The sequence below is a fragment of the Peribacillus sp. Bi134 genome, from assembly GCF_918698065.1.
GTDB lineage: Bacteria > Bacillota > Bacilli > Bacillales > DSM-1321 > Peribacillus.
Genome location: NZ_CAKKLN010000004.1, coordinates 316047 through 338790, shown reverse-complemented (window position 1 = coordinate 338790; position 22744 = coordinate 316047). Strand labels below are relative to the sequence as shown.

22 protein-coding genes are annotated in these 22744 nt (G+C 43.4%); 6 read left to right on the top strand and 16 right to left on the bottom strand.

Annotation, left to right across the window (positions count from 1 at the left end; translation table 11 throughout):
* Window positions 1-24: 24 nt before the first annotated feature.
* The 7 genes from pyk to dnaE all read right to left on the bottom strand — a co-directional run bounded on the left by pyk (window position 25) and on the right by dnaE (window position 10441).
* Window positions 25-1785: a pyruvate kinase gene (pyk, locus tag LQ188_RS10265; RefSeq protein WP_101222911.1), complete on the bottom strand. Its 1761-nt coding sequence runs from the start codon at window positions 1783-1785 to the stop codon at window positions 25-27.
* A 120-nt stretch (window positions 1786-1905) separates the two neighbouring features.
* Window positions 1906-2865, bottom strand: a complete 960-nt coding sequence (gene pfkA / locus LQ188_RS10260; RefSeq protein WP_137018174.1) for a 6-phosphofructokinase — start codon at window positions 2863-2865, stop codon at window positions 1906-1908.
* Between the two features lie 278 nt (window positions 2866-3143).
* Window positions 3144-4142, bottom strand: a complete 999-nt coding sequence (gene accA / locus LQ188_RS10255) for an acetyl-CoA carboxylase carboxyl transferase subunit alpha (protein ID WP_101222913.1) — start codon at window positions 4140-4142, stop codon at window positions 3144-3146.
* The gene (gene accD / locus LQ188_RS10250; protein ID WP_230176751.1) at window positions 4139-5002 is read right to left on the bottom strand and encodes an acetyl-CoA carboxylase, carboxyltransferase subunit beta; all 864 of its coding nucleotides are present in this window, start codon (window positions 5000-5002) and stop codon (window positions 4139-4141) included. The genes accA and accD overlap by 4 nt, the downstream gene beginning before the upstream one ends.
* A 90-nt stretch (window positions 5003-5092) precedes the next feature.
* Complete coding sequence (locus tag LQ188_RS10245) at window positions 5093-5722, bottom strand: GntR family transcriptional regulator (RefSeq protein WP_101222915.1); 630 nt, start codon at window positions 5720-5722, stop codon at window positions 5093-5095.
* A 5-nt stretch (window positions 5723-5727) separates the two neighbouring features.
* A complete protein-coding gene (locus LQ188_RS10240) occupies window positions 5728-6969 on the bottom strand; it encodes a malic enzyme-like NAD(P)-binding protein (protein ID WP_101222916.1) in 1242 nt (413 codons plus the stop codon).
* 112 nt (window positions 6970-7081) lie between these two features.
* Complete coding sequence (gene dnaE / locus LQ188_RS10235; RefSeq protein ID WP_363320590.1) at window positions 7082-10441, bottom strand: DNA polymerase III subunit alpha; 3360 nt, start codon at window positions 10439-10441, stop codon at window positions 7082-7084.
* 185 nt (window positions 10442-10626) lie between these two features.
* On the opposite strand from dnaE, the gene LQ188_RS10230 reads away from it, so the two are divergent.
* Both LQ188_RS10230 and ytrI read left to right on the top strand, forming a co-directional pair.
* A complete protein-coding gene (locus LQ188_RS10230) occupies window positions 10627-10962 on the top strand; it encodes a YtrH family sporulation protein (RefSeq protein ID WP_034309135.1) in 336 nt (111 codons plus the stop codon).
* Window positions 10959-11462, top strand: coding sequence for a sporulation membrane protein YtrI (gene ytrI / locus LQ188_RS10225; RefSeq protein WP_101222918.1), 504 nt, complete (start codon window positions 10959-10961; stop codon window positions 11460-11462). Before LQ188_RS10230 ends, ytrI begins: the two co-directional genes overlap by 4 nt.
* A gap of 71 nt (window positions 11463-11533) precedes the next feature.
* On the opposite strand, the gene LQ188_RS10220 is transcribed toward ytrI, so the two are convergent.
* Window positions 11534-12469, bottom strand: coding sequence for a bifunctional oligoribonuclease/PAP phosphatase NrnA (locus tag LQ188_RS10220; RefSeq protein ID WP_230176749.1), 936 nt, complete (start codon window positions 12467-12469; stop codon window positions 11534-11536).
* Window positions 12470-12637: 168 nt separating this feature from the next.
* Between LQ188_RS10220 and LQ188_RS10215 the strand changes: the two genes are divergently transcribed.
* The gene (locus tag LQ188_RS10215; protein WP_034309143.1) at window positions 12638-12940 is read left to right on the top strand and encodes a YtpI family protein; all 303 of its coding nucleotides are present in this window, start codon (window positions 12638-12640) and stop codon (window positions 12938-12940) included.
* A 27-nt stretch (window positions 12941-12967) separates the two neighbouring features.
* Here LQ188_RS10215 and LQ188_RS10210 read toward each other — a convergent pair whose 3' ends face one another.
* The 3 genes from LQ188_RS10210 to LQ188_RS10200 form a co-directional block, all read right to left on the bottom strand.
* Entirely contained in the window at window positions 12968-14287 is a 1320-nt protein-coding gene (locus LQ188_RS10210; RefSeq protein ID WP_034311452.1) for a DRTGG domain-containing protein, read from the bottom strand.
* A 71-nt stretch (window positions 14288-14358) separates the two neighbouring features.
* Window positions 14359-14583 carry a hypothetical protein gene (locus LQ188_RS10205; protein WP_034309145.1) on the bottom strand — a complete coding sequence of 75 codons (225 nt, stop codon included), beginning with the start codon at window positions 14581-14583 and terminating at the stop codon, window positions 14359-14361.
* A gap of 200 nt (window positions 14584-14783) precedes the next feature.
* Window positions 14784-15464 carry a metal-dependent hydrolase gene (locus tag LQ188_RS10200; RefSeq protein WP_230176748.1) on the bottom strand — a complete coding sequence of 227 codons (681 nt, stop codon included), beginning with the start codon at window positions 15462-15464 and terminating at the stop codon, window positions 14784-14786.
* A gap of 119 nt (window positions 15465-15583) precedes the next feature.
* On the opposite strand from LQ188_RS10200, the gene LQ188_RS10195 reads away from it, so the two are divergent.
* Complete coding sequence (locus tag LQ188_RS10195; RefSeq protein WP_230176747.1) at window positions 15584-16681, top strand: Xaa-Pro peptidase family protein; 1098 nt, start codon at window positions 15584-15586, stop codon at window positions 16679-16681.
* 81 nt (window positions 16682-16762) lie between these two features.
* Here LQ188_RS10195 and bamE read toward each other — a convergent pair whose 3' ends face one another.
* Window positions 16763-17332, bottom strand: a complete 570-nt coding sequence (gene bamE / locus LQ188_RS10190; protein WP_230176746.1) for an outer membrane protein assembly factor BamE — start codon at window positions 17330-17332, stop codon at window positions 16763-16765.
* 221 nt (window positions 17333-17553) lie between these two features.
* On the opposite strand from bamE, the gene LQ188_RS10185 reads away from it, so the two are divergent.
* Window positions 17554-17988, top strand: a complete 435-nt coding sequence (locus tag LQ188_RS10185; protein WP_101223488.1) for a universal stress protein — start codon at window positions 17554-17556, stop codon at window positions 17986-17988.
* 55 nt (window positions 17989-18043) lie between these two features.
* Here the strand turns inward: LQ188_RS10185 and argH are convergent, their stop codons facing one another.
* Together argH and LQ188_RS10175 are read right to left on the bottom strand one after the other, a co-directional pair.
* Window positions 18044-19423, bottom strand: coding sequence for an argininosuccinate lyase (argH, locus tag LQ188_RS10180; RefSeq protein WP_101222923.1), 1380 nt, complete (start codon window positions 19421-19423; stop codon window positions 18044-18046).
* Window positions 19420-20625 carry an argininosuccinate synthase gene (locus tag LQ188_RS10175; protein WP_230176745.1) on the bottom strand — a complete coding sequence of 402 codons (1206 nt, stop codon included), beginning with the start codon at window positions 20623-20625 and terminating at the stop codon, window positions 19420-19422. Before LQ188_RS10175 ends, argH begins: the two co-directional genes overlap by 4 nt.
* Window positions 20626-20838: 213 nt before the next feature.
* On the opposite strand from LQ188_RS10175, the gene LQ188_RS10170 reads away from it, so the two are divergent.
* Complete coding sequence (locus tag LQ188_RS10170; protein WP_101222925.1) at window positions 20839-21153, top strand: hypothetical protein; 315 nt, start codon at window positions 20839-20841, stop codon at window positions 21151-21153.
* A 60-nt stretch (window positions 21154-21213) separates the two neighbouring features.
* On the opposite strand, the gene LQ188_RS10165 is transcribed toward LQ188_RS10170, so the two are convergent.
* A complete protein-coding gene (locus LQ188_RS10165; protein ID WP_101222926.1) occupies window positions 21214-21726 on the bottom strand; it encodes a molybdenum cofactor biosynthesis protein B in 513 nt (170 codons plus the stop codon).
* The gene (locus tag LQ188_RS10160) at window positions 21723-22565 is read right to left on the bottom strand and encodes an EcsC family protein (protein WP_101222927.1); all 843 of its coding nucleotides are present in this window, start codon (window positions 22563-22565) and stop codon (window positions 21723-21725) included. The genes LQ188_RS10165 and LQ188_RS10160 overlap by 4 nt, the downstream gene beginning before the upstream one ends.
* Window positions 22566-22744 lie beyond the last annotated feature (179 nt).

The following is a 22744-nucleotide window of genomic DNA, read 5'->3' as shown; positions in this document are numbered from 1 at the left end:
CACGGAATCAGCCAAAATTTCGTTTTACAGTACGTTGGCATGTCCATCATAAATGACTCCGCGACCTGCATCGACTGTTATTCTTTGACCATCCTTGAAAACCTTGGTCGCGTCCTCCGCCCCAACGATGACCGGTATGCCTAATGTGACTCCTACAACAGCTGCATGGCTTGTCAAACCGCCTTCTTCCGTAATCAATGCCGCACACTTTTCAATCGCCGGCATCATTTCGCGGTCCGAACCGATCGTAACCAATACAGAGCCTTCCGTCACTTTTTCCAAAGCTTCCTTGGCATTCTTAGCGATAACCACTTCACCTTTAGCTGATTTCCTGCCGATTCCTTGAGCCTTCAAAAGAACCTCTCCTAACACATGAATTTTCATCAAGTTAGTCGTACCTGTTTCACCTACAGGCACACCGGCTGTAATGACGACTAAATCCCCATGGGAAACTAAGCCAGAATGCAAGCTTTCATCTATTGCGGTTTGAAGCATTTCATCGGTAGTCGTTGCTTTTGGACCAATCTGCGGATAGACTCCCCAAACCAATGCAAGCCCTCTTGTAACATGATCATTGGATGTAACCGCAATGATCGGTGCTTTAGGGCGGTATTTGGAAATCATCCTTGCCGTATGGCCGCTTTCCGTAGGGGTGATGATTGCCCCTGCATTAAGATTAAGCGCTGTATGGGCAACGGATTGGCCAATAGCATCAGTGACATTATGACGGTTCACTTTGCTTCTGACTGATAATATATCCCGATAATCAAGGGCAGTTTCAGCACGTGAAGCAATGTTATGCATCGTTTGCACCGCTTCGACAGGATAGGTTCCAGCAGCTGTTTCGCCAGAAAGCATGATTGCATCCGTTCCATCAAATATGGCATTGGCCACGTCACTTGCTTCTGCACGGGTCGGCCTTGGGTTACGCTGCATCGAATCGAGCATTTGTGTAGCCGTTATGACTGGTTTCCCAGCATTATTACATTTTTTGATCATTTGTTTTTGGACTAACGGCACTTCTTCTGCAGGAATTTCCACTCCCAAGTCTCCACGTGCTACCATCAAGCCATCTGAAACTTCCAAAATTTCATCAAGACGGTCTACGCCCTCTTGATTTTCGATTTTTGGGATGATTTGAATATGTTCCGCTCCATTTTGCTGTAATAATTCACTAACTTCAAGCACGTCGGAAGCTCTGCGTACAAATGAGGCAGCAATGAAGTCGATACCCTGTTCGATTCCAAAAAGGATATCCTGTTCATCTTTCTCCGTTATGCCAGGCAGGTTTACCGAAACCCCAGGAACATTCACGCCTTTTTTGTTCTTGAGTGTACCGCTATTCAAGATCTTCGTATGGATTTCTTTTCTTACCTGATCTATCTTCAACACTTCAAGCCCGATCAATCCATCATCCAAAAGGATTTTAGATCCTGGGTGGACATCATGCAGAAGCCCTTCATAGGTAATGGAGAATTTTTCAGGTGTTCCCAGGACTTCATTCATGGAAATAATGACTTCATTGCCGGCTACAAGCTCTATAGAATCATTTTCCATATTATTTGTTCGTATTTCAGGTCCTTTTGTATCCAACAGGATGGCAACCTGTTTACCCGCTTTTTCGCTAGCTTCCCTTATATTGCGAATTCTAGCGGCATGTTCTTCATGATTTCCATGAGAAAAGTTAAGACGTGCCACATTCATCCCTGCTTCTATTAATTGAACCAGCTTTTCTATACTTTCACTCGCGGGTCCAATCGTACAAACAATCTTGGTTTTACGCATGTGTCATCCTCCTTTAAGGAAAACTCGCCGCCTGTCCACCTTTTGAAGACAGGGGCGCAGTGTTTTATGTCCTCTATTTAAATACCCAATTCTTTAAAAAGCAATTCCTATCAATAATGATTAAATCGATAGCTCTGCAGATAAATCATACATCTTCTTGTCAATTGTATGCGGTTTAGCAAGGGCTTCGATAATATCATAATCAACAAGTTGATTTTGTTCTATCCCTACAGCCCTGCCTCCTTTTCCTTCAAGAAGCAATTCAACCGCTCTTGCTCCAAGGCGGCTTGCCAATACCCGGTCATTAGCCGAAGGAGATCCCCCGCGCTGAACATGGCCCAGGACAGTTACACGGGTTTCAATTCCTGCTTTCGCCTCAATACTCCTGGAGATATCAACGGCACTTCCAACACCTTCAGCTACTATGATGATACTGTGCTTTTTCCCTCGGTCATGTCCGCGGTTCAGCTTTCCAATCAAATCATCTATTTCATATTCATATTCAGGACAAAGAATCGTTTCAGCTCCGCCAGCCAATCCAGCCCAAAGCGCAATATCGCCGGCATCTCTTCCCATCACTTCAACTACATAAGTCCTTTCATGAGAAGTAGCCGTATCCCGAATTTTATCGATAGCATCGATGACTGTATTCAGGGCCGTATCGAAACCAATCGTAAAGTCCGTACCTGGTATGTCATTATCAATTGTTCCAGGAACTCCGATACAAGGAAAGCCCCTTTCCGTTAAAGCTTTCGCTCCGCGGTAAGAACCATCGCCACCAATTATGACAATGCCCTCGATACCAAGTTTATTCAATTGTTCAATCGCTTTCAGCTGGCCTTCCTCTGTCTTAAATTCCGGACAGCGAGCCGTATGTAACATCGTGCCGCCTCGATGGATGATATCCCCGACCGACCCAAGTTCTAGCTTCTTTATATTTCCATTTATTAGACCCTGATAACCATGATAAATCCCGAAGACCTCTATTTCATGAAAAATTGCTTTCCGGACAACTGCTCGGACTGCCGCATTCATTCCTGGAGAATCTCCTCCACTTGTCAATACACCTATTCTTTTCATAAATGTCACCTCTCTACAGCACTAATCAATTTCAAGCTCCATTATATCATTGTACCCTTTTTCATGCCTCAATAAGCAGTACTTGTTTCACTTATGCTCACTTGATGTTATAAGCCTAACCGATTCTCTTCAGAAATTGAAGTAAAATGGCGTAAAAGTTTACATTCTACACACAAACCATATTCTTTACTCGTTTCGGTAATGAATACATATGTGCCATGAAAGGATGAAAAAACGTGTTGCCCCAGGCAGCACGTTTTTCCATTTACAAAATGTGTTTATGAATGCTGTTCCACTTCCTTAGGTTCGCCCTCAGGTTGTTTTGCAAATTCATATTCACCGATTTTCTTGAATTTCATATAACGCCGGTTGATAAGATCATCACTATTCAATGGCAGAAGTTCCTTGAATGAACGTTTCAGGATATCCTTGATGGCTTCAGCCTGTAAATTCGAATCCCGATGGGCGCCGCCCCTCACTTCAGGAATGATCTCATCAATGACTCCTAAGCGATTTAAGTCGGGAGCCGTGATTTTCATCGATTCCGCAGCCCTCTTAGCCTGGGAGGCATCCTTCCACAGCAAGGCTGCAGCCCCTTCTGGGGAAATTACCGAATATGTTGAGTTCTCAAGCATGAAAATTCGGTCTCCGACGCCAAGTGCCAATGCACCTCCGCTTCCGCCTTCACCGATGACTATACTGATTACCGGTACCTTCAGCCCTGCCATTTCGAATAGGTTTTTCGCAATGGCTTCACTTTGCCCGCGCTCTTCAGCAGCTTTACCAGGGAAAGCTCCCTTCGTATCAATGAAACAAATGATCGGCCGGTTGAATTTTTCAGCCTGTTTCATCAGACGCAATGCTTTTCGGTAGCCTTCAGGATGGGGCATACCAAAGTTACGACGGATGTTTTCCTTCGTATCCTTACCTCGTTGATGGCCGATGACCGTCACGGCAAGTCCATCAAATTCCGCGATTCCAGCGACAATCGCTTCATCATCCCCATAATAACGATCACCATGAAACTCGATGAAGTCATTGAATAATAGCGGAATGTAATCAAGCGTAGTCGGACGTGCTGGATGCCGGGCAATCTGAACACGATCCCACGGTTTAAGATGGTTATAAATATCCACTTCCAGCTTCTCTAAACGCTTTTCCAATGTTTCGATTTCAGCTGTAAGATCTACATCAGCATCCTTCGAAATTGACTTTAGCTCTTTAATCTTATTTCTCAGGTCCGTAATGGGACGCTCGAACTCCAATTCGTAAATCATAACCATTCACCGCCCGGGGCATGAATTTTAAGGATCGTCGTCAAGGTTTCCTTCATTTCCGTACGTTTGACGACCGCATCCAATTGGCCGTGCTTCATCAAGAATTCAGCCGTTTGGAAATCTTCAGGAAGCTCTTCATGGATCGTCTGTTCAATGATCCTTCTTCCCGCAAAACCAATAAGGGCTCCTGGCTCGGCTAGATTAATATCGCCAAGTGACGCGAAACTTGCCGAAACCCCGCCTGTGGTAGGATGGGTCATCATTGATATGATCAGTCCACCTTCATTGCTGAATATCTTGAGTGCTGCACTTGTCTTTGCCATTTGCATCAAGCTTAAAACACCCTCCTGCATCCGAGCGCCGCCTGATGCGGTAAAAATGATGAACGGAATCTTCAACTCACCTGCACGTTCAATGGCACGGGTAATTTTTTCCCCAACAACGGATCCCATGCTCCCCATCCGGAAATTCGAATCCATTATGGCTGTTGAAACTTGGTACCCATTGATGCTTCCAACTCCTGTTACAACCGCCTCATTAATCTTGGCTTTCTTTCTATCTTTTTCTAATTTTTCCAGATAATCCGGAAATTCAAGCGGGTTAACTGAAATCATTTCTTTATCAAATTCATTAAAACTGCCGGCGTCGAATAAAAATTCGATGCGCTCATGGGAAGACATCGGATGGTGGTGCCCGCAATGTAAACAAACTTTCTTGTTTTTCACCAATTCTTTTGTATACATGATTTTTTTACAGCCGGTGCACTTTGTCATGATTCCTTCTGGTACATCTTGTTTCTCCCGATCTAAAGGAACCGTTGCATATTTCTTCTTAGACTTCGCAAATAGCTCTTTAAGCAAGCTTAATCCTCCCTTTACCACCAATTATCTATTTTATGATACTTGGTACAAACTATATCAGAAATAAAATTAGTATCGTGTAAAAAGGTGTCACTCGTCCTTCGACATATTTCTAATTCTAATAAGATACGTTTCGATGGCTTTTTCTTCATCACGTTCGAGCAAATATGTAAGAAGTGACAGATAATCTTCTTTTTTCACATTACCCTGTACCATCTCTGATGTTCTAGCATAGCTGTTGACAATGCGCCAAATTCTTTCCAGCAATCGATTGCGATTCAAAATGGCAATCCTTAAGAAGAAATCATCATCATGAAACTCATCCGCCTTGACCCAGACCATTAATCTTTTGATGTCCTCAGCCGTAGCGAAAAAGGCGACGATCCGCAAACAGTCAATTTCAATCAGCCTTTTCGTCTCAGACAAATCTTCTTGTACTTTTTTATCTTGCAAAAAAAAGGTTCCCAGAAGCTCGACTAGCTTATGCTCCTGGAAATCCCTGATAAACGTCCCTTCACCACGCCTTGTTTCTATTAATCCTAATAGCTCTAAGGCACGCAATGCTTCACGGACAGAGGAACGGCCTACATTAAAACGATCCGATAACTCCCGTTCTGATGGGATTTTATCTCCCGGCAGGAGGCTGTCCGCTTCAATCATGCTACGTAGGCTCTCAACTACATCGAGATAAATTTTGGATGAAGATGTACGACCTGCCAAATTAATTATTCCTCACTTTTTCCAATGATCGCTAATTTCCTTGTTTTTTCTTTAATTTCCTCGGGATCCACATTAATTCTAGCCACTCCCGTTTCCATCGCTGCCTTGGCAACAGCAGCAGCAACGGCAGGTGCTACCCTCTCATCAAATGGAGCAGGGATAACGTAGTCTTCGTTTAACTCATGTTCCTGTATTAAACCGGCAATGGCTTGTACTGCTGCGACCTTCATTTTTTCATTGATATGTGTTGCACGTACATCCAAGGCACCACGGAAAATCCCTGGGAAAGCTAGGACGTTATTGACCTGATTCGGGAAATCCGAACGGCCTGTTCCTACAACCTTGGCACCCGCTGCTTTCGCATCTTCCGGCATGATTTCCGGATCTGGATTAGCCATCGCGAAAATGATCGCATCCCGATTCATCGAAGAAACCATTTCTTTTGTCAATGCACCTGCGGCAGAAACACCGATAAATACATCAGCGTTTTGAATGACAGTTTCCAAAGGTCCTGAAACCTTATTTCGATTGGTGACTTTCGCCACTTGTTCTTTTGTATCATTCATACCTGTCGAACGGCCCTCATAAATGGCACCCTTCGTATCACACATGATGATGTCACGAACTCCATAGCTATAAAGCAATTTAATGATGGCAATGCCCGCAGCGCCTGCTCCATTCGCCACCACTTTAATTTCCGACATTGATTTATTCACAAGTCGTAACGCGTTCACAAGACCGGCAACAGTAACAATGGCTGTACCGTGCTGATCATCATGAAAAACAGGAATATTCATTTCTTTCTTGAGTCGTTCTTCAATTTCAAAACAATTTGGTGCGGCTATGTCCTCTAAGTTCACTCCACCGAAAGTCGGTTCGAGTAATTTAACGGTCTCTACAATTTTGTCCACATCCGTCGTTTTTAAACAGATTGGGAAAGCGTCCACTCCAGCGAAACTTTTAAATAAAACGGCTTTTCCTTCCATAACCGGCATAGCAGCTTCCGGACCGATGTTTCCAAGTCCCAACACAGCCGTTCCATCAGAAATAACGGCAACAGTATTCCCCTTCATTGTATAGTCATAGACGGTTTCCGGCTTATCGTAAATATCTTTACACGGTTCTGCGACACCAGGAGAATAAGCCAGGCTTAAATCTACTGCATTCCTTACCGGTACTTTCGAAACTGTTTCTAATTTCCCTTGATTCAAGCGGTGCATATGTAATGCTTCTTCTCTTAATGTCATAGTTTCACTCCTAAAACAAATTGGATAACCCATATCTTATATGCTGAAATCTAGTGGTCAGACCACAGCGGCCTGTTTTCAATATAACATAACTATTAAAGTTGTAAAACAGTTATTCTTTCTTGTAAACCACATTCCCTTTTCCAACCAAGTCAAATAATGCCTGCATCAGACTATCTGAAGGATTGACCCAATCCCAATAAGATAGCTGTACATAGCGGTTTTCCCTCTCGTAAAAAAGCATGACCTTGGTTTCACCGCTATGCTGCATTAAAATTTTTTTTATTTTTTGCAGTGTATCCTTCGTTTGCTTGCCGGCCTCAATTTTCAGGAATATCGTTCCGTTTTGTTCCTCTTTCATCTGCTTCACTTTTTCAAGCGGGTAAACGTTCCTGATCAGGAGCTGTGTTTTTCCATCCCGCTCTTCCAATGTTCCTTGCAGCATAACGAGTTGTCCATGATTTAATTCAGCAGAGTGGTTTTTATAAACATTTGGAAAAACGACCGCTTCAATATCCCCCTCTTCATCACTAACGCTCAAGAAAGCCATCACATCGCCCTTTTTTGTCCTTATTGTTTTAACCGACGTAATATATGCGCCAAGTAAGACTTTTGATTCCTTTTTATCGGTAGCTTCATCTATGGTCAAGCAGCCGAAGTGCTGAAAAAGTTCTCTGTAGCTTGTCACCGGATGATTCGATAGATAAAGGCCCAATGCGCTTTTTTCCAATGAGAGTTTGTGCTCGATAGGGATGGGATCGACCCGGTTGTATTTCGGTTTGAGTGAAAACTCACCATCCGAAAACATATCGAATAGGTCATCATCCGGATTAACCAATTCCGTATGATTGATCGCTACGTCCAAGCTCGCCAACAATGTTGCCCGGTCTTCACCGAATTCATCAAATGCACCTGAATGCACAAGCGCCTCCAACACTTTCCTATTTACGATTTTCCCTGAAACGCGCAAACAGAAATCGAATAAATCAGCGAACTTCTTCTGCCTCCTCGCAGCAAATATTTCTTTCAGGACCGTACCGCCTATCCCTTTTATGGCTCCAAGGCTATAACGGATCCCTTCCTTTTCGGGTAAAAACGGGTATCCGCTCCGGTTAATCGAGGGAGTCAGAACCGATATCCCTTTCTTTTTTGCTTCACGGATATATTGCGAAATCTTTTCATCATTCCCGACGACCGATGTCAAGAGTGCTGCCATGAAATATTCCGTATGGTGAGTTTTCAAGTAACCAAGCTGATAAGCGATGAAACTATACGCCACCGCATGGCTTCGGTTGAATCCGTAGTTAGCGAAGCGGACAATCAAGGAATAAATCTCATCTGCCGTTTTTTCGGAATATCCTTGTTTCAATGAGCCGCTCACGAAATGCTGCCGCTCTTGATCCAGAACATCCTTCTTCTTCTTGGAAACGGCACGGCGGAGCAGGTCAGCCTCCCCTAGTGAAAACCCGGCTAAGCGGGAGGCAATTTGCATGATTTGTTCTTGATATACGATGACCCCGTAAGTAGGCTCGAGGATATCCTTCAAATCCTCGTGAAGGTAATCAATCTGAGCCAGTCCATGTTTTCTCTCGATGAACAGCGGTATATTTTCCATCGGACCTGGACGATATAGGGCATTGACCGCGACGATATCCTCGAATCGGTTCGGTTTCAGCTTTATCAAAACCTTTCGGATGCCATCCGATTCGAATTGAAACACCCCGGTTGTTTCTCCTCTCCCTAAAAGGGCTAGCGTCTCGGGGTCATCCATAGGGATATGGGACAAGTCGAGCTTTTTCCCCGTTCCCTTTTTAATGTTATTTAGAATATTATCGATGAGCGTTAAATTGCGAAGTCCAAGAAAATCCATTTTAAGAAGTCCCAGTTCTTCGAGAAGGTCCATTGGATATTGAGTCAGATGGATTCCGTCATGCCCTCCCTGAATCGGAATATGCTCGGTCAGTGCCTGGTCGCTGATGACGACGCCGGCAGCATGAGTCGAAGCATGGCGAGGCAGACCTTCAAGCAATAACGCGGTTTGAAAAAGTTTTTGATTCAGGTCACTCTCATTAACGAATTCCCTGAGCCTTTTCGATTCCTTGAAAGCCTCGGGAAGCGTGATGCCCAGACGGCCTGGAATCATTTTCGATACCGCTTCCTGTTCCTTTGAATTCAAGCCGAAAACACGTCCTGTGTCCCTTAACGCAGCCTTGGCAGCCAAAGTTCCGAATGTAATGATTTGTGCTACATGAAGTTCCCCGTACTTCTTCGCGACATAGGCAATCACTTCTTCGCGGCGGTTATCCGGAAAGTCAATGTCGATATCCGGCATCGAGACACGCTCCGGATTCAGGAAACGCTCGAACAGCAAGGAATGTTCGATAGGATCGACATCCGTTATCGACAGGACATAAGCTACCATCGACCCGGCGGCAGAGCCCCTTCCAGGACCAGTAAGGATTTGATGGTCCTTAGCGAATTTCATGAAATCCCAGACGATTAAAAAGTAATCGCTGAATTTCATCTTTGTGATGACATCCAGCTCATATCGTAGGCGCTCTTCATATTGGATGGATGGCTCCGGCAATCTTTTCTTCAGCCCTTGGAAACAGATGGCTTCGAGCATTTCCTCGGCTGTTACTCCATCTTCAGTAGGGTACTTAGGCAGCAGTGAACGATTAAATGGGATTTCCAGATTGCATTGCGCGGCAATATGTAGTGTATTTTCGAGTGCATCCGGTCTGTCATGGAATAGTTCTGCCATCTGAGCCCGGCTTTTCAAATAAAATTGATCTGATTCAAGTACCGTATGCGTCTCATCCGCCAGCTTGTCGCCATTTCCAATTGCCAACAGGACTTCTTGTGCGAGTGCATCGCTTTCATTCAAATAATAGACCGGATTCGTCGCGACAATCTTTATCTCTAAATCTCTCGCCAACTGACTTATGGCTTCGTTACCTTTTTCCTCATCCGCAATCGAAAGTCTCTGTATGGATATATAAAAATTATCATGACCAAAAATTTGCAGAAATCGCCCTGCTGCCTGTTTGGCTTCTTCAGGATTTTCTTCTCTCAATAGCGTTTCTATTTGCCCCTCCGCACCCGGTGTGATTGCAATCAAACCCCTGGAATAGGCTTTTAGCCAATTCATCGGAATGCCTGACGGGGATTTCGTTTTTATGGCACTGCTTATTTTAAGCAGGTTTTGATATCCTTGTAGACTTTTTGCCAATAAAAGAAGTCCATGTGGCGATTCCCGTTCATCAAGGACATCCGCAATTATGCCGATGATCGGCTTTATACCTTGTCTCTTGCATTCTTTATAAAAATAGACCGAACCGTACATAACATTTCGATCGGTTAAGGCAAGACTTGTACAGCCATCCGCTTTCGCTTTGGCCACAAGTTCAGTGATCTTCACCGTACTTGTCAGCAGGCTGTATCCGCTCTGAATATGGAGATGAGTATACACGTTTTTTCTCCCACCTTTGTAAGGCATGTTTCTTTTCATTATAGTGTTTATTTCAAAAAAAGAAAATATGTTCTCATTACCAATGCAATTTAACTTCCTGATTTCCTGCGACTATCATATTACCTCTGAACTTCCCATATAAATGGAATAGAAGAAGAATATCAAGCAAAAAAGGATGATGATATATGAATGAAGCCTTTGTTCCAGCCTTTCTCAACAGCTTTTTCATATCGCTTGGCGTATTGCTTGGCGGCTCTATAATCGGGGGCCTCGCGGCTTTTTTTACTGGACAAGCCCCGATGACGACTGTATTCCGGCTGTCGGACAGCCTTCGTATTTGGGCCATTGTCGCTGCGATCGGGGGTACTTTTGATATGGTCTATAATTTTGAACGCGGTATTTTCCACGGAGAAACGAAGGATATAGTCAAACAGGTCCTATTGATTCTATCTGCACTTGGAGGGGCACAGACAGGAGCACTGATCATAAACTGGTTCACGCAAGAGCATATTTCACCATGAGAATTCCTCCCTATCACAGGTCTCCCACCTGGCAGCGTTTTTTTGCCGGAGCCGCACTTGGCGGATTGATCAGCTGGGTTATTTTCTTTTATATGCATGGTGTTCAGCAGGAGAAGCAGATCCGGATCCTTCACGAACAAAGAGAAGAAATCAAGGATTTAAACGGGGAAATCGCAATTTGGGAGCAGGATTATAAAAAATTGAATGAGAAAAACGAGGAAATCCTGACGATTCAGGAAGTGGAAGTAACCATCACGAATGAAAAATACAGTCTGGATCGGCTCAGTATTGCAGAAGCGGAGGATGTGATTGAGGACGACCTTTCCTCTCTTCTCGCCAAAGATGTCGCCAGTGTTTATGAAGGAAAGGTGCTTTTGAAAAAATCGATAGAAAATAAGATCGTGACCATCAATAAAAAGCGCTATCAACTTGAAGTCGTCGAGATCATGTTTTATACGAAAATGAGTATTGAAATCAAACTAAAAAGGACTACTTCTTAGATGTTGGCTTAATTGATTTCTACCAAACTTAAAGACCAAATCATATGCGATTTGGTCTTTAAGTTTTTTCATTACGCTTTATTCAACTCTTCCATGTCGGCAAGGATATTATCCACTTCATCCCAAGAATGAATCGAAGCCCCTGCTGCAAGCGGGTGGCCTCCGCCGTTATATTTCCGGGCAATCGTATTGATGATTGGTCCTTTAGAACGGAAACGGACTCTGATTTCTTTATCCTCTTCAATGAAGAAGACCCAAGACTTAACATTTTTAATGGAACCGAGTGAGGAAACGAGCTGAGATGCCTCAGATGTGGAAGCATGGAATTTTTCAAGTATTTCTTTTGTGATGATCATTTTCCCTGTGCCATAGGGAAGGATTTCAAAATGCTGCAGCACATAGCCATTCAACCGGACTATGCTTTCCTCGACGTCATACATTTCCTGATATAACTGAGGGCGGGAGAACGAGTAGTGAATCAACTCACTGGCATAGGCAAATGTCTTTTCAGTCGTACTTTGGAATAGGAAACGACCTGTATCGCCAACAATGCCTGCATATAGAAGGCGTGCCGCTTCATCACTCATCTTCAAGCCTTCCTCTTTCCCGAACTGGTAAAACTCATAAATCATTTCACTTGTCGAACTTGCCGATGTATCGACCCAGCGCATATCGCCATATGGATCTTCATTGGGATGATGATCGATTTTAATCAGTTTATCTCCCGTTGTGTACCGTGCATCACAAATCCGGTCCGTATTTGCGGTATCACAAACGATTACCAGAGCACCTTGATATGTTTCATCCGAAATCACATCAAGCCTTCTTAAGTAATTCAATGACGGTTCTTCTTTCCCGACCGTAAAAATTCGCTTTTCGGGGAAAGATGCTTTCAGGATTTCCGCCAATCCCCCCTGTGAACCATAAGCGTCCGGATCTGGACGGACATGACGATGGAGAATGATAGTATCATAACGCTTTATATCTGCTAATATTTCAGCTTTCATATAGATCTCCCCTTAACATATGTATTATCGAGCCTAATAAAGATGATATATTTCATTTAATCAAAAAATTGCGGAAATAGGAAGACTCATCTTGTTTACTGTGGCATTCTCTTTCATTTCCCGCTACAATAAAAAGGTACATATGTTAAATTGGGGGAATTTCAAACGATGCCTATTCTTGTCACCTTGATCGTTCTTTCATTAGGGGTCTATCTGTTTTATAAAATCAAATCGGTCCGAACCAGAATGCCGATGGAGAAAAAGTGGATTTCAGGGAAGTCTTCCATTGCCCTTGGTGCGTTTGTCGCACTATTCGGAATCAATCAGCTTTTTCTATTCCACACGACCATCACTTATATCATTGCTGCCGTTTTCATCTTCGTTGGCCTATTCAGTATTTGGGGCGGCTATAAAATGTATAAATTTTATTTGCCGCATGCAATCGAAGAAGCTGCAAATCAAAAAGGATAATCGAAATTCGATTATCCTTTTTATTTTTCATGATCGGTCAAGCAATTGGCAAGTCAACATCGCCTTGCCGACAAGTTTGCCTTGGTTAAACACTTCAACATCCACTTTTCCGAATTTACGTCCTACATCGAGTACACGAGGATGGATTTCAAGCGTACTGTCGATCTGGACTGGCTTGATGAAATAAATCGTCATGTTTTCCACGACCAAGTCACCGCGCTTATAGCTTCGAAGTGCACGATTTGCTGAGTCGGTGACCAATGTCGTGAACACACCGCTTGAAATGGTTCCAAGGTAATTGGTCATCTGCGGAGTGACTCCATAGTTATACACTTCCTCGCCCTTGCCCCGATTCGAAGTCATCACAAGCTGGCTTGTAATCGTATCGTCGATCGTTTCGCCGACCTGAGGCTGCCTTTGGCTCATTTGCAGTGCCTTCAGGACATCCTGCCTGCTCACGATACCCTTGAGGATATGACTGTCATTCACGACCGGGATTAACTCAATCCCTTCCCAAACCATCATATGTGCAGAAGATGCCACACTCATTTTATCGCCTACGGTCATCGGGTTTTTCGTCATCACCTTATCAATGAGCGTCATCTCTTCCTGTCCGATGATATCTTTTGATGTGACCATTCCTTGAACCTTCATATTGTCATCGACAACAGGGAAACGGCTATGCCCGGATTCCTGATTCAGCTCATGCCAAGTCTGAACCCGGTCACCCACCGTTAAAAAGGTCGTTTCCTGTACGGGTGTCAAAATATCCTCCACCAGCAAGATTTCCTTTTTGATCAATTGGTCATAGATTGCCCGATTGATCATCGTTGCGACGGTAAAGGTATCGTAACTTGTTGAGATGACTGGCATCTCCAATTCATCGGCTAACCTTTTAACGGGCTCTTCCGTATCGAACCCCCCGGTGATCAGCACCGCTGCACCCGCTTTTAACGCGTGCTCGTGGGCCTGTGTACGGTTCCCGACGATCAGCAGGTTTCCTGCACCCGTATATCTCATCATGGCATCCAGCTTCATCGCCCCGATGACGAATTTATTTAATGTCTTATGAAGTCCCGTTTTCCCACCCAGAACTTGTCCGTCAACAATATTGACTACCTCTGCGAAAGTGAGCTTTTCAATATTCTCTTTTTTCTTTTTCTCAATGCGGATCGTGCCTACCCGCTCAATCGAGCTCACGTAGCCCTGGTTCTCCGCCTCTTTAATTGCCCGGTATGCCGTACCTTCACTAACATTCAATGCTTTAGCTATTTGACGGACGGAAATCTTTTCGCCGACAGGGAGCCCATCGATATGTTTTAATATTTGTTCATGCTTTGTAGCCAAGCGCTTCACCCTTTTCACGGTATTCCTATTCTCCATTATAAGGTCAAAGAGCCTAGTTTATCAAACAACTACTAGTATTGGCGCAACCTTTTGTATTCCGGCTGTCGTTTTACCTTTTGTTTCTTAGGAGAATATAGTATGCCCGTCAAGTTTCCAGCTACCGCCAACAATGCAAACAACAGCCAAGATCCAGCAAACAGACCCTCCAGACCGCCACTTTCCAACGACAAACGCGGTACGGCATAATACAGCATCACACCGCATAGTAGCAAACACAGTAATAACCTCTGTTTCATCCAATCCCCCCTTTTTTTTCATCTATTCATTTTATGCCTGTGAAAGGAAAAAAGACTTGGCTGCAAAACGAGACTTTACTTTCCGATTGCTGTAATGACCCTGCATGAAAGGCAATGTTGCTGGGAAAACCCGTCATTTCGGCTGGTAATCCCCACACGTACACATAAAAAAACGGAAGCCCTGCAGGCTCCCGCTTCTTTTATAATTCGATTTCATCTCCGGCTTCCATGATCAGTCCATTTCCCTCTTCAAGCAAATCAATGAATTTGTTAGGATCCTGTTTGATGACAGGGAAAGTATTGTAATGAATCGGCACGACTTGTTTGGCTTGAAGGAATTTCGCTGCAAGTGCGGCATCTTCCGGGCCCATGGTGTAATTGTCGCCGATTGGCAGGAATGCCAAGTCAATCGGATGTCGCTCCCCGATCAGCTTCATATCGGAAAATACCGCTGTATCCCCTGCATGATAGATCGTTTTCCCTTCTATCGTAAGCAATATGCCAGCAGGCATTCCCAAATAAATGATTTGCCCTTCCCCGTTATTGAATCCCGTTCCATGGAATGCTGGCGTCAGTTTCACCTTTCCAAAGTCGAACTCGAAAGCTCCGCCGATGCTCATCCCGTGTGTTCGAACTCCTTGAGCACCCAGGTAGTCGGCCATCTCTGCAATGCCGATGACAAGTGCATCATGCCTTTTGGCCAATTCAACCGTATCACCGACGTGGTCATTATGGCCATGTGTTAAGATGATCACATCCGGTTTCACATCTTCTACCTTCAAATCGGTCAATTCGTTTCCAGTAATGAATGGATCGATTAAAATCGTTTTACCATTCGTTTCGACTTTTACAACTGCATGTCCATGAAAAGATACTTTCATTTTTGATGCTCCCTTCCCATACCCACTAATTTTTTTAAGTAGCTTTCTTAGGCCTTTCCCATTTACTATACTTTTAAATATTGCTATGGTAATTATATCTTATTAATGGAGGTATCGTCATGAATGAACGTTTGACAGAACTACAAAATTGGCTACAGGCCAATGAGACTGAAGCCGCTTTACTTACATCTACAGAGAGCATCTTCTATTTGAGCGGTTTTTTTAGTGATCCTCACGAAAGACTGCTGGCACTTGCCATTTTTGCAAATGCCGACCCATTCCTTGTCTGCCCGCAGATGGAAGTTCCGGATGCTAAACAGGCTGGATGGGCTGGAGATATCATCGGTTACACCGACATTGAAGACCCATGGAAAAAAGTTAAGCAAGCAGTGGAGAATCGCGGGTTATCCATTAATAAAATGGCTATTGAAAAAGAGCATATGAATGTAGAACGTTATGAAAAGGTCCAACAACACTTCGGAGCCCCAAAGCTCGTTTCCGCAGAAGAAAAACTTCAAAGGATGCGAATGATCAAGTCGGAAGATGAAATGGTCAAAATCCGTGAAGCATGCCGTCTTGCCGACTTTGCGATTGAAGTGGGTGTCAGCGAAATTCATGAAGGTAAAACGGAAATGGAAATCCTTGCAGCGATAGAATACGAATTGAAAAAAGCCGGAGTCAGCCAAATGTCTTTCTCCACCATGGTCCTGACTGGTAAAAATGGCGCTTCCCCACATGGCACACCTGGGAATACGAAGGTTCAGCGCGGCGACCTCGTCCTCTTTGACCTTGGCGTCGTTCATGAAGGGTACTGCTCTGACATCACTAGAACGGTCGCTTACGGAGATATCAATGATAAACAGGCAGAAATATATGAAACTGTACTTAAAGCACAAGAAGCTGCCGTTAGAGCCAGTAAACCTGGTGTATCCTGTTCCGAGATAGACCTGACGGCCAGAAACATCATCAGCAAAAAGGGATACGGTGAATTCTTCCCGCACAGACTCGGCCACGGGCTTGGGATCAGCGTCCATGAGTATCCATCCTTGACTGAAACGAATTCCCTCGAGCTTCAATCCGGAATGGTTTATACCATCGAACCTGGCATATATGTTCCAAATGTTGCAGGCGTAAGGATTGAAGATGATCTATTGATCACGGATACTGGCTGTGAGGTTTTGACCAAATTCCCGAAGAGCCTGCAAATCATAAAATGATAATGCATTAACCAATTAATATAACAAAAACCGGATACCCCCGCCTTCATTTAAGACGGGGGTATTTATTCAACATTTCAACTAATCGGTCCGCAGTTCATACTTCATTGCTTTATCACTGCCGTCAAACCAAATGACCAGCCATTCACTATCAATTCTTATGATTCCCCTTTCGGCACCGAGATAATAAACAACATTATCTTCCTCTTTAAAATATTCCGTTTCTGTTGGAGACCCTAAAAGCGTAAACACTTCTTCTTTTGTCATGCCTATCAATTCGTGTTCATTCATTAAATCTTCTATCAGGTATACTCTTCCTTCATCATCATTTAGCCATCTTTCAGCGGTGAAGCTTGATTCATATTCATACACCCCCAACAGAACCACACAAAAAAATAGAAGGGCAAAGCCAAGGCATGTAATGACTATAAATCTAATTTTGAGTTTCCTTTTATTATGCCGGTCGGTATATTTCCATGAAATCCATTGAAAAAATAGTAATAGAATAAATGGAAGCAGCAGTGCTGATATACTCATTAAACTGATAGAAGCATGTGCAGCATTGATGAAAAAAATATAAATGAAATAGATCAAAGCATACAAAAGCACGAATGAATATAATGCATAGTTTACTATTTTTGAAACACTCAAAGAAAAAACTCCCCTTTCACATTAAAGATTACCATAAATAAACAAATGCGTTCCTGCAATGATTCCTTACATCATAAGAGTTGGAAACATATTGTTCCATTTTTCAATTTCCAGATTATTGGCATAAACATTCGCTAATTTGTTACAATTGAAATCAGATCCATTAGGTAAATCATAGTATAATAGGATTTAAATAGAAGGAGGAGATTCACTTGAATAGTATAGATTATAAAAATATTCTTGTTGCAGTGGACGGCTCGGAAGAAGCAGAGTGGGCTCTAAAAAAGGCAATCTACTTAGCAAAACTCAGTGACGCTACCCTTGTGCTCACACACATCGTGGATACAAGGAATTTCCCTACTGTCGAAGCTTATGATATGACTATCCGTGATCACTCTGAAACCTTTGCCAATGAGTTATTGGACAAGTATAAAACGGAAGCCATTGCTTCCGGGATTACAAAGGTCCAAACAGAAGTTGCATATGGTTCTCCTAAAGTTCAAATTCCAAGGGATTTAGCGAAAAAGCATTCGATCGATTTAATTGTTTGCGGTGCAACGGGCCTTAATGCAGTCGAACGTTTCCTTATCGGCAGCGTGTCGGAAGGCATCGTTCGCCATTCAAACTGTGATGTTATGGTCGTGCGTTCGAATTAATAAGAGAAAATGATAAAAAGCTCGTTCGCCAAATTGGTGAACGAGCTTTTCCTTGTTATTCACTTACCAGTTTTTCCGCTTTTTCAATCGCCAGCAAGACTTGGGCAAAACCTGTACCGCCCGCACTGTTACGGCGTTTAACGGCTTCATAAGGATTTAATGCATCATAAATATCATGTTCAAACAAATCGGAAGCTTCCTGGAATTGTTCAATGCTTAGGTCCACTAAATAGCAGCCATTCTGGACACAGAACAATACAAGCTTCCCGACCACTTCGTGCGCCTTACGGAAAGGCATTCCCTTTGAAGCTAGGTAATCAGCTAATTCCGTCGCATTCGAGAAGTCATTTTTTGTTGCTTTTTCCATTACGTCCGTTTTCACTTTCATCGTTGAAATCATGCCGGCAAATATTTTAAGTGAACCAACAATGGTCTTAACCGTATCAAAAACGCCTTCTTTATCTTCTTGCATATCTTTGTTATAAGCAAGCGGCAGTCCTTTCAAAACAGTCAATAACCCCGTTAGGTTCCCATAAACCCGTCCTGTTTTACCACGGATCAATTCCGCCATATCAGGATTTTTCTTTTGCGGCATAATGCTGCTTCCCGTGGAAAACGCATCATCCAATTCAATGAATTGGAATTCCTGGCTTGACCAGAGAATGATTTCTTCGCTGAAACGGGATAAATGCATCATCATTGTTGCACTGTTACTCATGAATTCAATCGCAAAATCACGATCACTTACCGCATCAAGGCTGTTTTCGTAAATCCCCTCAAACCCCAATAGCTCCGCACTGAGGGCACGGTCAATCGGGAAAGTCGTCCCAGCTAATGCCCCAGCACCCAATGGAGAAATATTGATCCTTTTGAAACTCTCGGTGAAGCGCTGCTTATCACGCTCAAGCATCCAAAAATAAGCCATTAAGTGATGCGCAAATGAAATGGGCTGAGCACGCTGTAAATGTGTATAACCTGGAATTAACGTTTCCACATTTTTCTTGGATTGTCCCAAAATCGCTACTTGCAAATCATTGATGAGTTCCAGGATCACTTTCGTTTGGTTCCGCATATATAGATGAAGGTCGGTTGCAACTTGGTCATTACGGCTTCTTCCTGTATGAAGCTTTCCGCCAACTGGACCGATTTCGCTTATTAGCATACTTTCCAGGTTAAGATGGATATCTTCCATCTCAACCTTAAAAGTCAATTCACCCTTCTCAGCCTTTTCCTGTAAACTTTTCAGACCTGCAATGATCTGATCCGCATCTTCCTCAGGTAAAATGCTGCATTGCTTTAACATGGTTACATGAGCTAAACTGCCTTGAATATCTTCAAGGACAAGTTCCTGGTCAAAGGAAATGGAAGCTCCAAACTCATCTACCCATTCTTCGGCAGATTTCGTGAATCTTCCTCCCCAAAGCTTGCTGCTCACACTGTCACCTTCTTGTTATTGACCATGCTGTTCACTTTCGTTGGAAGACCCCATAACTTAATGAATCCAACTGCTGCATCATGATCGAATTCATCTGCTTTTGTATAGGTAGCCAATTTTTCGTCATATAGGGAGTACTCGGATTTTCTTCCTTCAACAATCGCATGACCTTTGAATAGTTTGACACGGACCGTACCCGTTACATTCACTTGTGTTTCTTTCAGGAATGCAGCCAAAGCCTTTTGAAGCGGAGAGAACCAAAGTCCTTCATAAATCAATTCAGTCATTTTCTTCTCAATCACCGGCTTGAAGTGAGCCAATTCTTTTACAAGCGTGATATCTTCAAGTTCTTTATGTGCAGCTATCAATGTCATCGCACCGGGAGCTTCATAGACTTCACGTGATTTGATTCCTACTAATCTATTTTCAACGTGATCGATACGCCCAACTCCGTGTTTGCCGGCAATTTGATTCAACTCGACAATCAGGTCAGCCAGTTTATAGTTTTTATCATTCAATGTAACCGGCACACCCTGTTCAAAACCAATTTCAATGATATCGGCAGTATCTGGCGTACATTCAAGGCTTGTAGTCAAATCATATGCTTCTTCGGGCGGAGCAGCCCAAGGATCTTCCAGGATTCCACACTCGTTACTTCTTCCCCAAAGGTTTTGGTCAATCGAGAACGGACTCGCCATGCCAATCGGAACGGGAATGCCATTTTTCGCTGCATATTCAATCTCCTCTTCACGAGACCATTTCCAGTCACGAACAGGTGCAAGAACTTGCAAATCAGGGTTCAAGGCGGAGATGGATACTTCGAAACGCACTTGGTCATTTCCTTTGCCCGTACAACCGTGCGCAACAGCTACCGCGTTTTCCGCTTCAGCTACTTCCACTAATTTCTTTGCGATCAGCGGACGTGATAAAGCTGATACCAATGGATATTTCCCTTCATACAAAGTATGTGCCTGAAGAGCCGTCAATGCGAATTCATCAGCGAATTCGTCCTTCGCATCAATGACATAGGAACTTACCGCACCAACAGTGATCGCTTTTTCTTTAATGAAGTCCAAATCTTTTCCTTCACCGACATCCAAACAGCATGCCACAACTTCGTATCCTTGATCTTGTAACCATTTAATTGCAACGGAAGTATCCAAACCTCCGGAATATGCTAAAACAACTTTTTGATTTCCCATTTCCATCGTCCTTTCGTGTGAATAAAAATTCATCGTTTGTTATTTTTATTCAATCTATGATTAGTACTTTATCATCTTTATTAAAGGAATACAAGGGGTATTTTAAAGATTTTGCTAAATAATCCGCTAATAATTTTAGTGAATTTACACATTGGATGCTTCCGCGGGAATATAGTAAACTAGGAGTATGATAAATCGAAAAGCGGAGGGCATATGAAAGAACTATTTACCTTTGATGAACGGCTTGGCATCTCAATTCCCGATTTGAATCTGGAGTGGGATGAATATACAAAAGGCGAGCAACAGCAAATACTCGTACACTGGGAGAATATCCGGGGAAGCATCCCGGACCGCATCAAGGAACTTGAATCCACCATTAACCGAAAGCAGTTTCGGCTCTCCGATGAGAGTAATTTCGCCAAATCATGCCAGCTCAATTCCGAAATTGCGGAACTTGCTTCCATCATCAATGATTTATGGCTATGGTATCGTGCCAATCAAGTCGTAAGTGAAAAGATGCATAATTAAGGCCTATTCCATGCAAAAAAAAAGCCACAGTTTAAAACTGTGGCTTTTTTTTGCATCCTCTTATAAATCCTTGCGAAGTTCACCAACGACATGTCCCAATTCCGGAAGAATCAATTTATTCATCGCAAGCCGAACCGCCCCTGATGAGCCTGGGGTGGAAAAAACGGCTTTATTGTTCACGACTCCGGCAATCGCCCTGGATAAAATGGCGGCAGACCCGATATCCTCTTGATAGCTAAGCATTCGAAAAATCTCGCCAAAACCGGGAATTTCCTTGGTCATCAACTCTTTGACCGCCTCGATCGTTACATCCCTATTGGCGATGCCAGTGCCCCCATTTGTTAATATGACATCGACCTTGCTGCTTTGGCTACCAGAAGTGACCGCATCCTGAATCGCTTCCCGCTCATCTTTAACGATTACATATTCATTCACTTCATGACCATTCGAATTCAGCAATTCCATCATCAGTGCTCCGCTTTTATCGCTTTCTTCATTACGTGTATCACTGACGGTTATCACCATGCAGCGAACTGCCTCCGTGATGGCTTTTTTATGATTCTTGACACTCATTCTTCATCAGCCTTCTTATCCAGTAAATAACGATATTGATAGAACTTCTGGGCAAATTCACTGACACTCCGGGTCATTTGATAATTGGATCCAGCCCCGATGGCCATACTGATGAACGGTATGCCACGAACCAATTTTTTTCGAAAAACAGTAATGGATAATGCTTTCAACAGCTGCTTCAGAGGCTGTTCCATCCAGGTAGGGTTTGTCAGTTCTTCAATTCCTAAATAAAAATAGTCATCTTCTGCGGTCTGGACCTCGCGGATCAATTCTTCCCACGCTATTCCTTGGAGCCTCTTTGGCATCGCTCCTGCATTGAATACCTTAAGGGCCAACATCATTTCAAACGGCGTATTCACCTCAACACCATAAGACATCGCAATTAGCTGGACAATCCTGACATTGATGACCGTCATGGCTGGAATATCGCTCCCTAGCAGAAGGAGGCCTCCTGATCCGCTCATCCCGCCCTGTGCAAATGAATATAAGCGATGCTTAGCGATATGCTGATTGGCTATGTAATTCAACTGATCGATCGATAAGTGATTCAAATCACTCAACGTTTCGATTTCTTCATTAAACACGCGCGCAGATGCTAAAATCCGCTCTCTTGCATCTATTTGAACTTGTGAGCTCTGAACCATGGCATGTAAATGAAAAAGCCAGGTATCCAGCTTTTCAAAAAACTGTTGTTGGACGTTTTCAGGAAGCAGGGCAAACCCCTGCTCCAACCATTTATCATACAGTGCAGCAAGGTCCGTGGGCTCATATTGATAAAGTTTTTCCTGCCATTCACTAATTTCATTCCAAATTTTCATTTCCCGGTTCGTGAATTCCATGCATCAAGCCTCCTATGTACAGAATTGGTGGATTCTCCCTTAAGTATACCATAGAGGGAAGCCTTTCAGAGAACGGATGATAGGAATCCAGTGTGAATGGGGATGGGCTGCATGGACATAAACTCCATGAGGAGTCGGACTTTGAGGAGGGAATTTCATGGGAAAGACCCCTTACCAGT

Bases quoted from the DNA above. Each gene is read 5' to 3' on its own strand.
- pyk (WP_101222911.1), bottom strand. From the start codon at position 1,785: ATGCGTAAAACCAAGATTGTTTGTACGATTGGACCCGCGAGTGAAAGT.
- pfkA (WP_137018174.1), bottom strand. From the start codon at position 2,865: ATGAAAAGAATAGGTGTATTGACAAGTGGAGGAGATTCTCCAGGAATG.
- accA (WP_101222913.1), bottom strand. From the start codon at position 4,142: ATGATTTACGAATTGGAGTTCGAGCGTCCCATTACGGACCTGAGAAAT.
- LQ188_RS10240 (WP_101222916.1), bottom strand. From the start codon at position 6,969: ATGACATTAAGAGAAGAAGCATTACATATGCACCGCTTGAATCAAGGG.
- LQ188_RS10230 (WP_034309135.1), top strand. From the start codon at position 10,627: ATGAATGAAGCCTTTGTTCCAGCCTTTCTCAACAGCTTTTTCATATCG.
- ytrI (WP_101222918.1), top strand. From the start codon at position 10,959: ATGAGAATTCCTCCCTATCACAGGTCTCCCACCTGGCAGCGTTTTTTT.
- LQ188_RS10220 (WP_230176749.1), bottom strand. From the start codon at position 12,469: ATGAAAGCTGAAATATTAGCAGATATAAAGCGTTATGATACTATCATT.
- LQ188_RS10215 (WP_034309143.1), top strand. From the start codon at position 12,638: ATGCCTATTCTTGTCACCTTGATCGTTCTTTCATTAGGGGTCTATCTG.
- LQ188_RS10205 (WP_034309145.1), bottom strand. From the start codon at position 14,583: ATGAAACAGAGGTTATTACTGTGTTTGCTACTATGCGGTGTGATGCTG.
- LQ188_RS10200 (WP_230176748.1), bottom strand. From the start codon at position 15,464: ATGAAAGTATCTTTTCATGGACATGCAGTTGTAAAAGTCGAAACGAAT.
- LQ188_RS10195 (WP_230176747.1), top strand. From the start codon at position 15,584: ATGAATGAACGTTTGACAGAACTACAAAATTGGCTACAGGCCAATGAG.
- LQ188_RS10175 (WP_230176745.1), bottom strand. From the start codon at position 20,625: ATGGGAAATCAAAAAGTTGTTTTAGCATATTCCGGAGGTTTGGATACT.
- LQ188_RS10170 (WP_101222925.1), top strand. From the start codon at position 20,839: ATGAAAGAACTATTTACCTTTGATGAACGGCTTGGCATCTCAATTCCC.
- LQ188_RS10165 (WP_101222926.1), bottom strand. From the start codon at position 21,726: ATGAGTGTCAAGAATCATAAAAAAGCCATCACGGAGGCAGTTCGCTGC.
- LQ188_RS10160 (WP_101222927.1), bottom strand. From the start codon at position 22,565: ATGGAATTCACGAACCGGGAAATGAAAATTTGGAATGAAATTAGTGAA.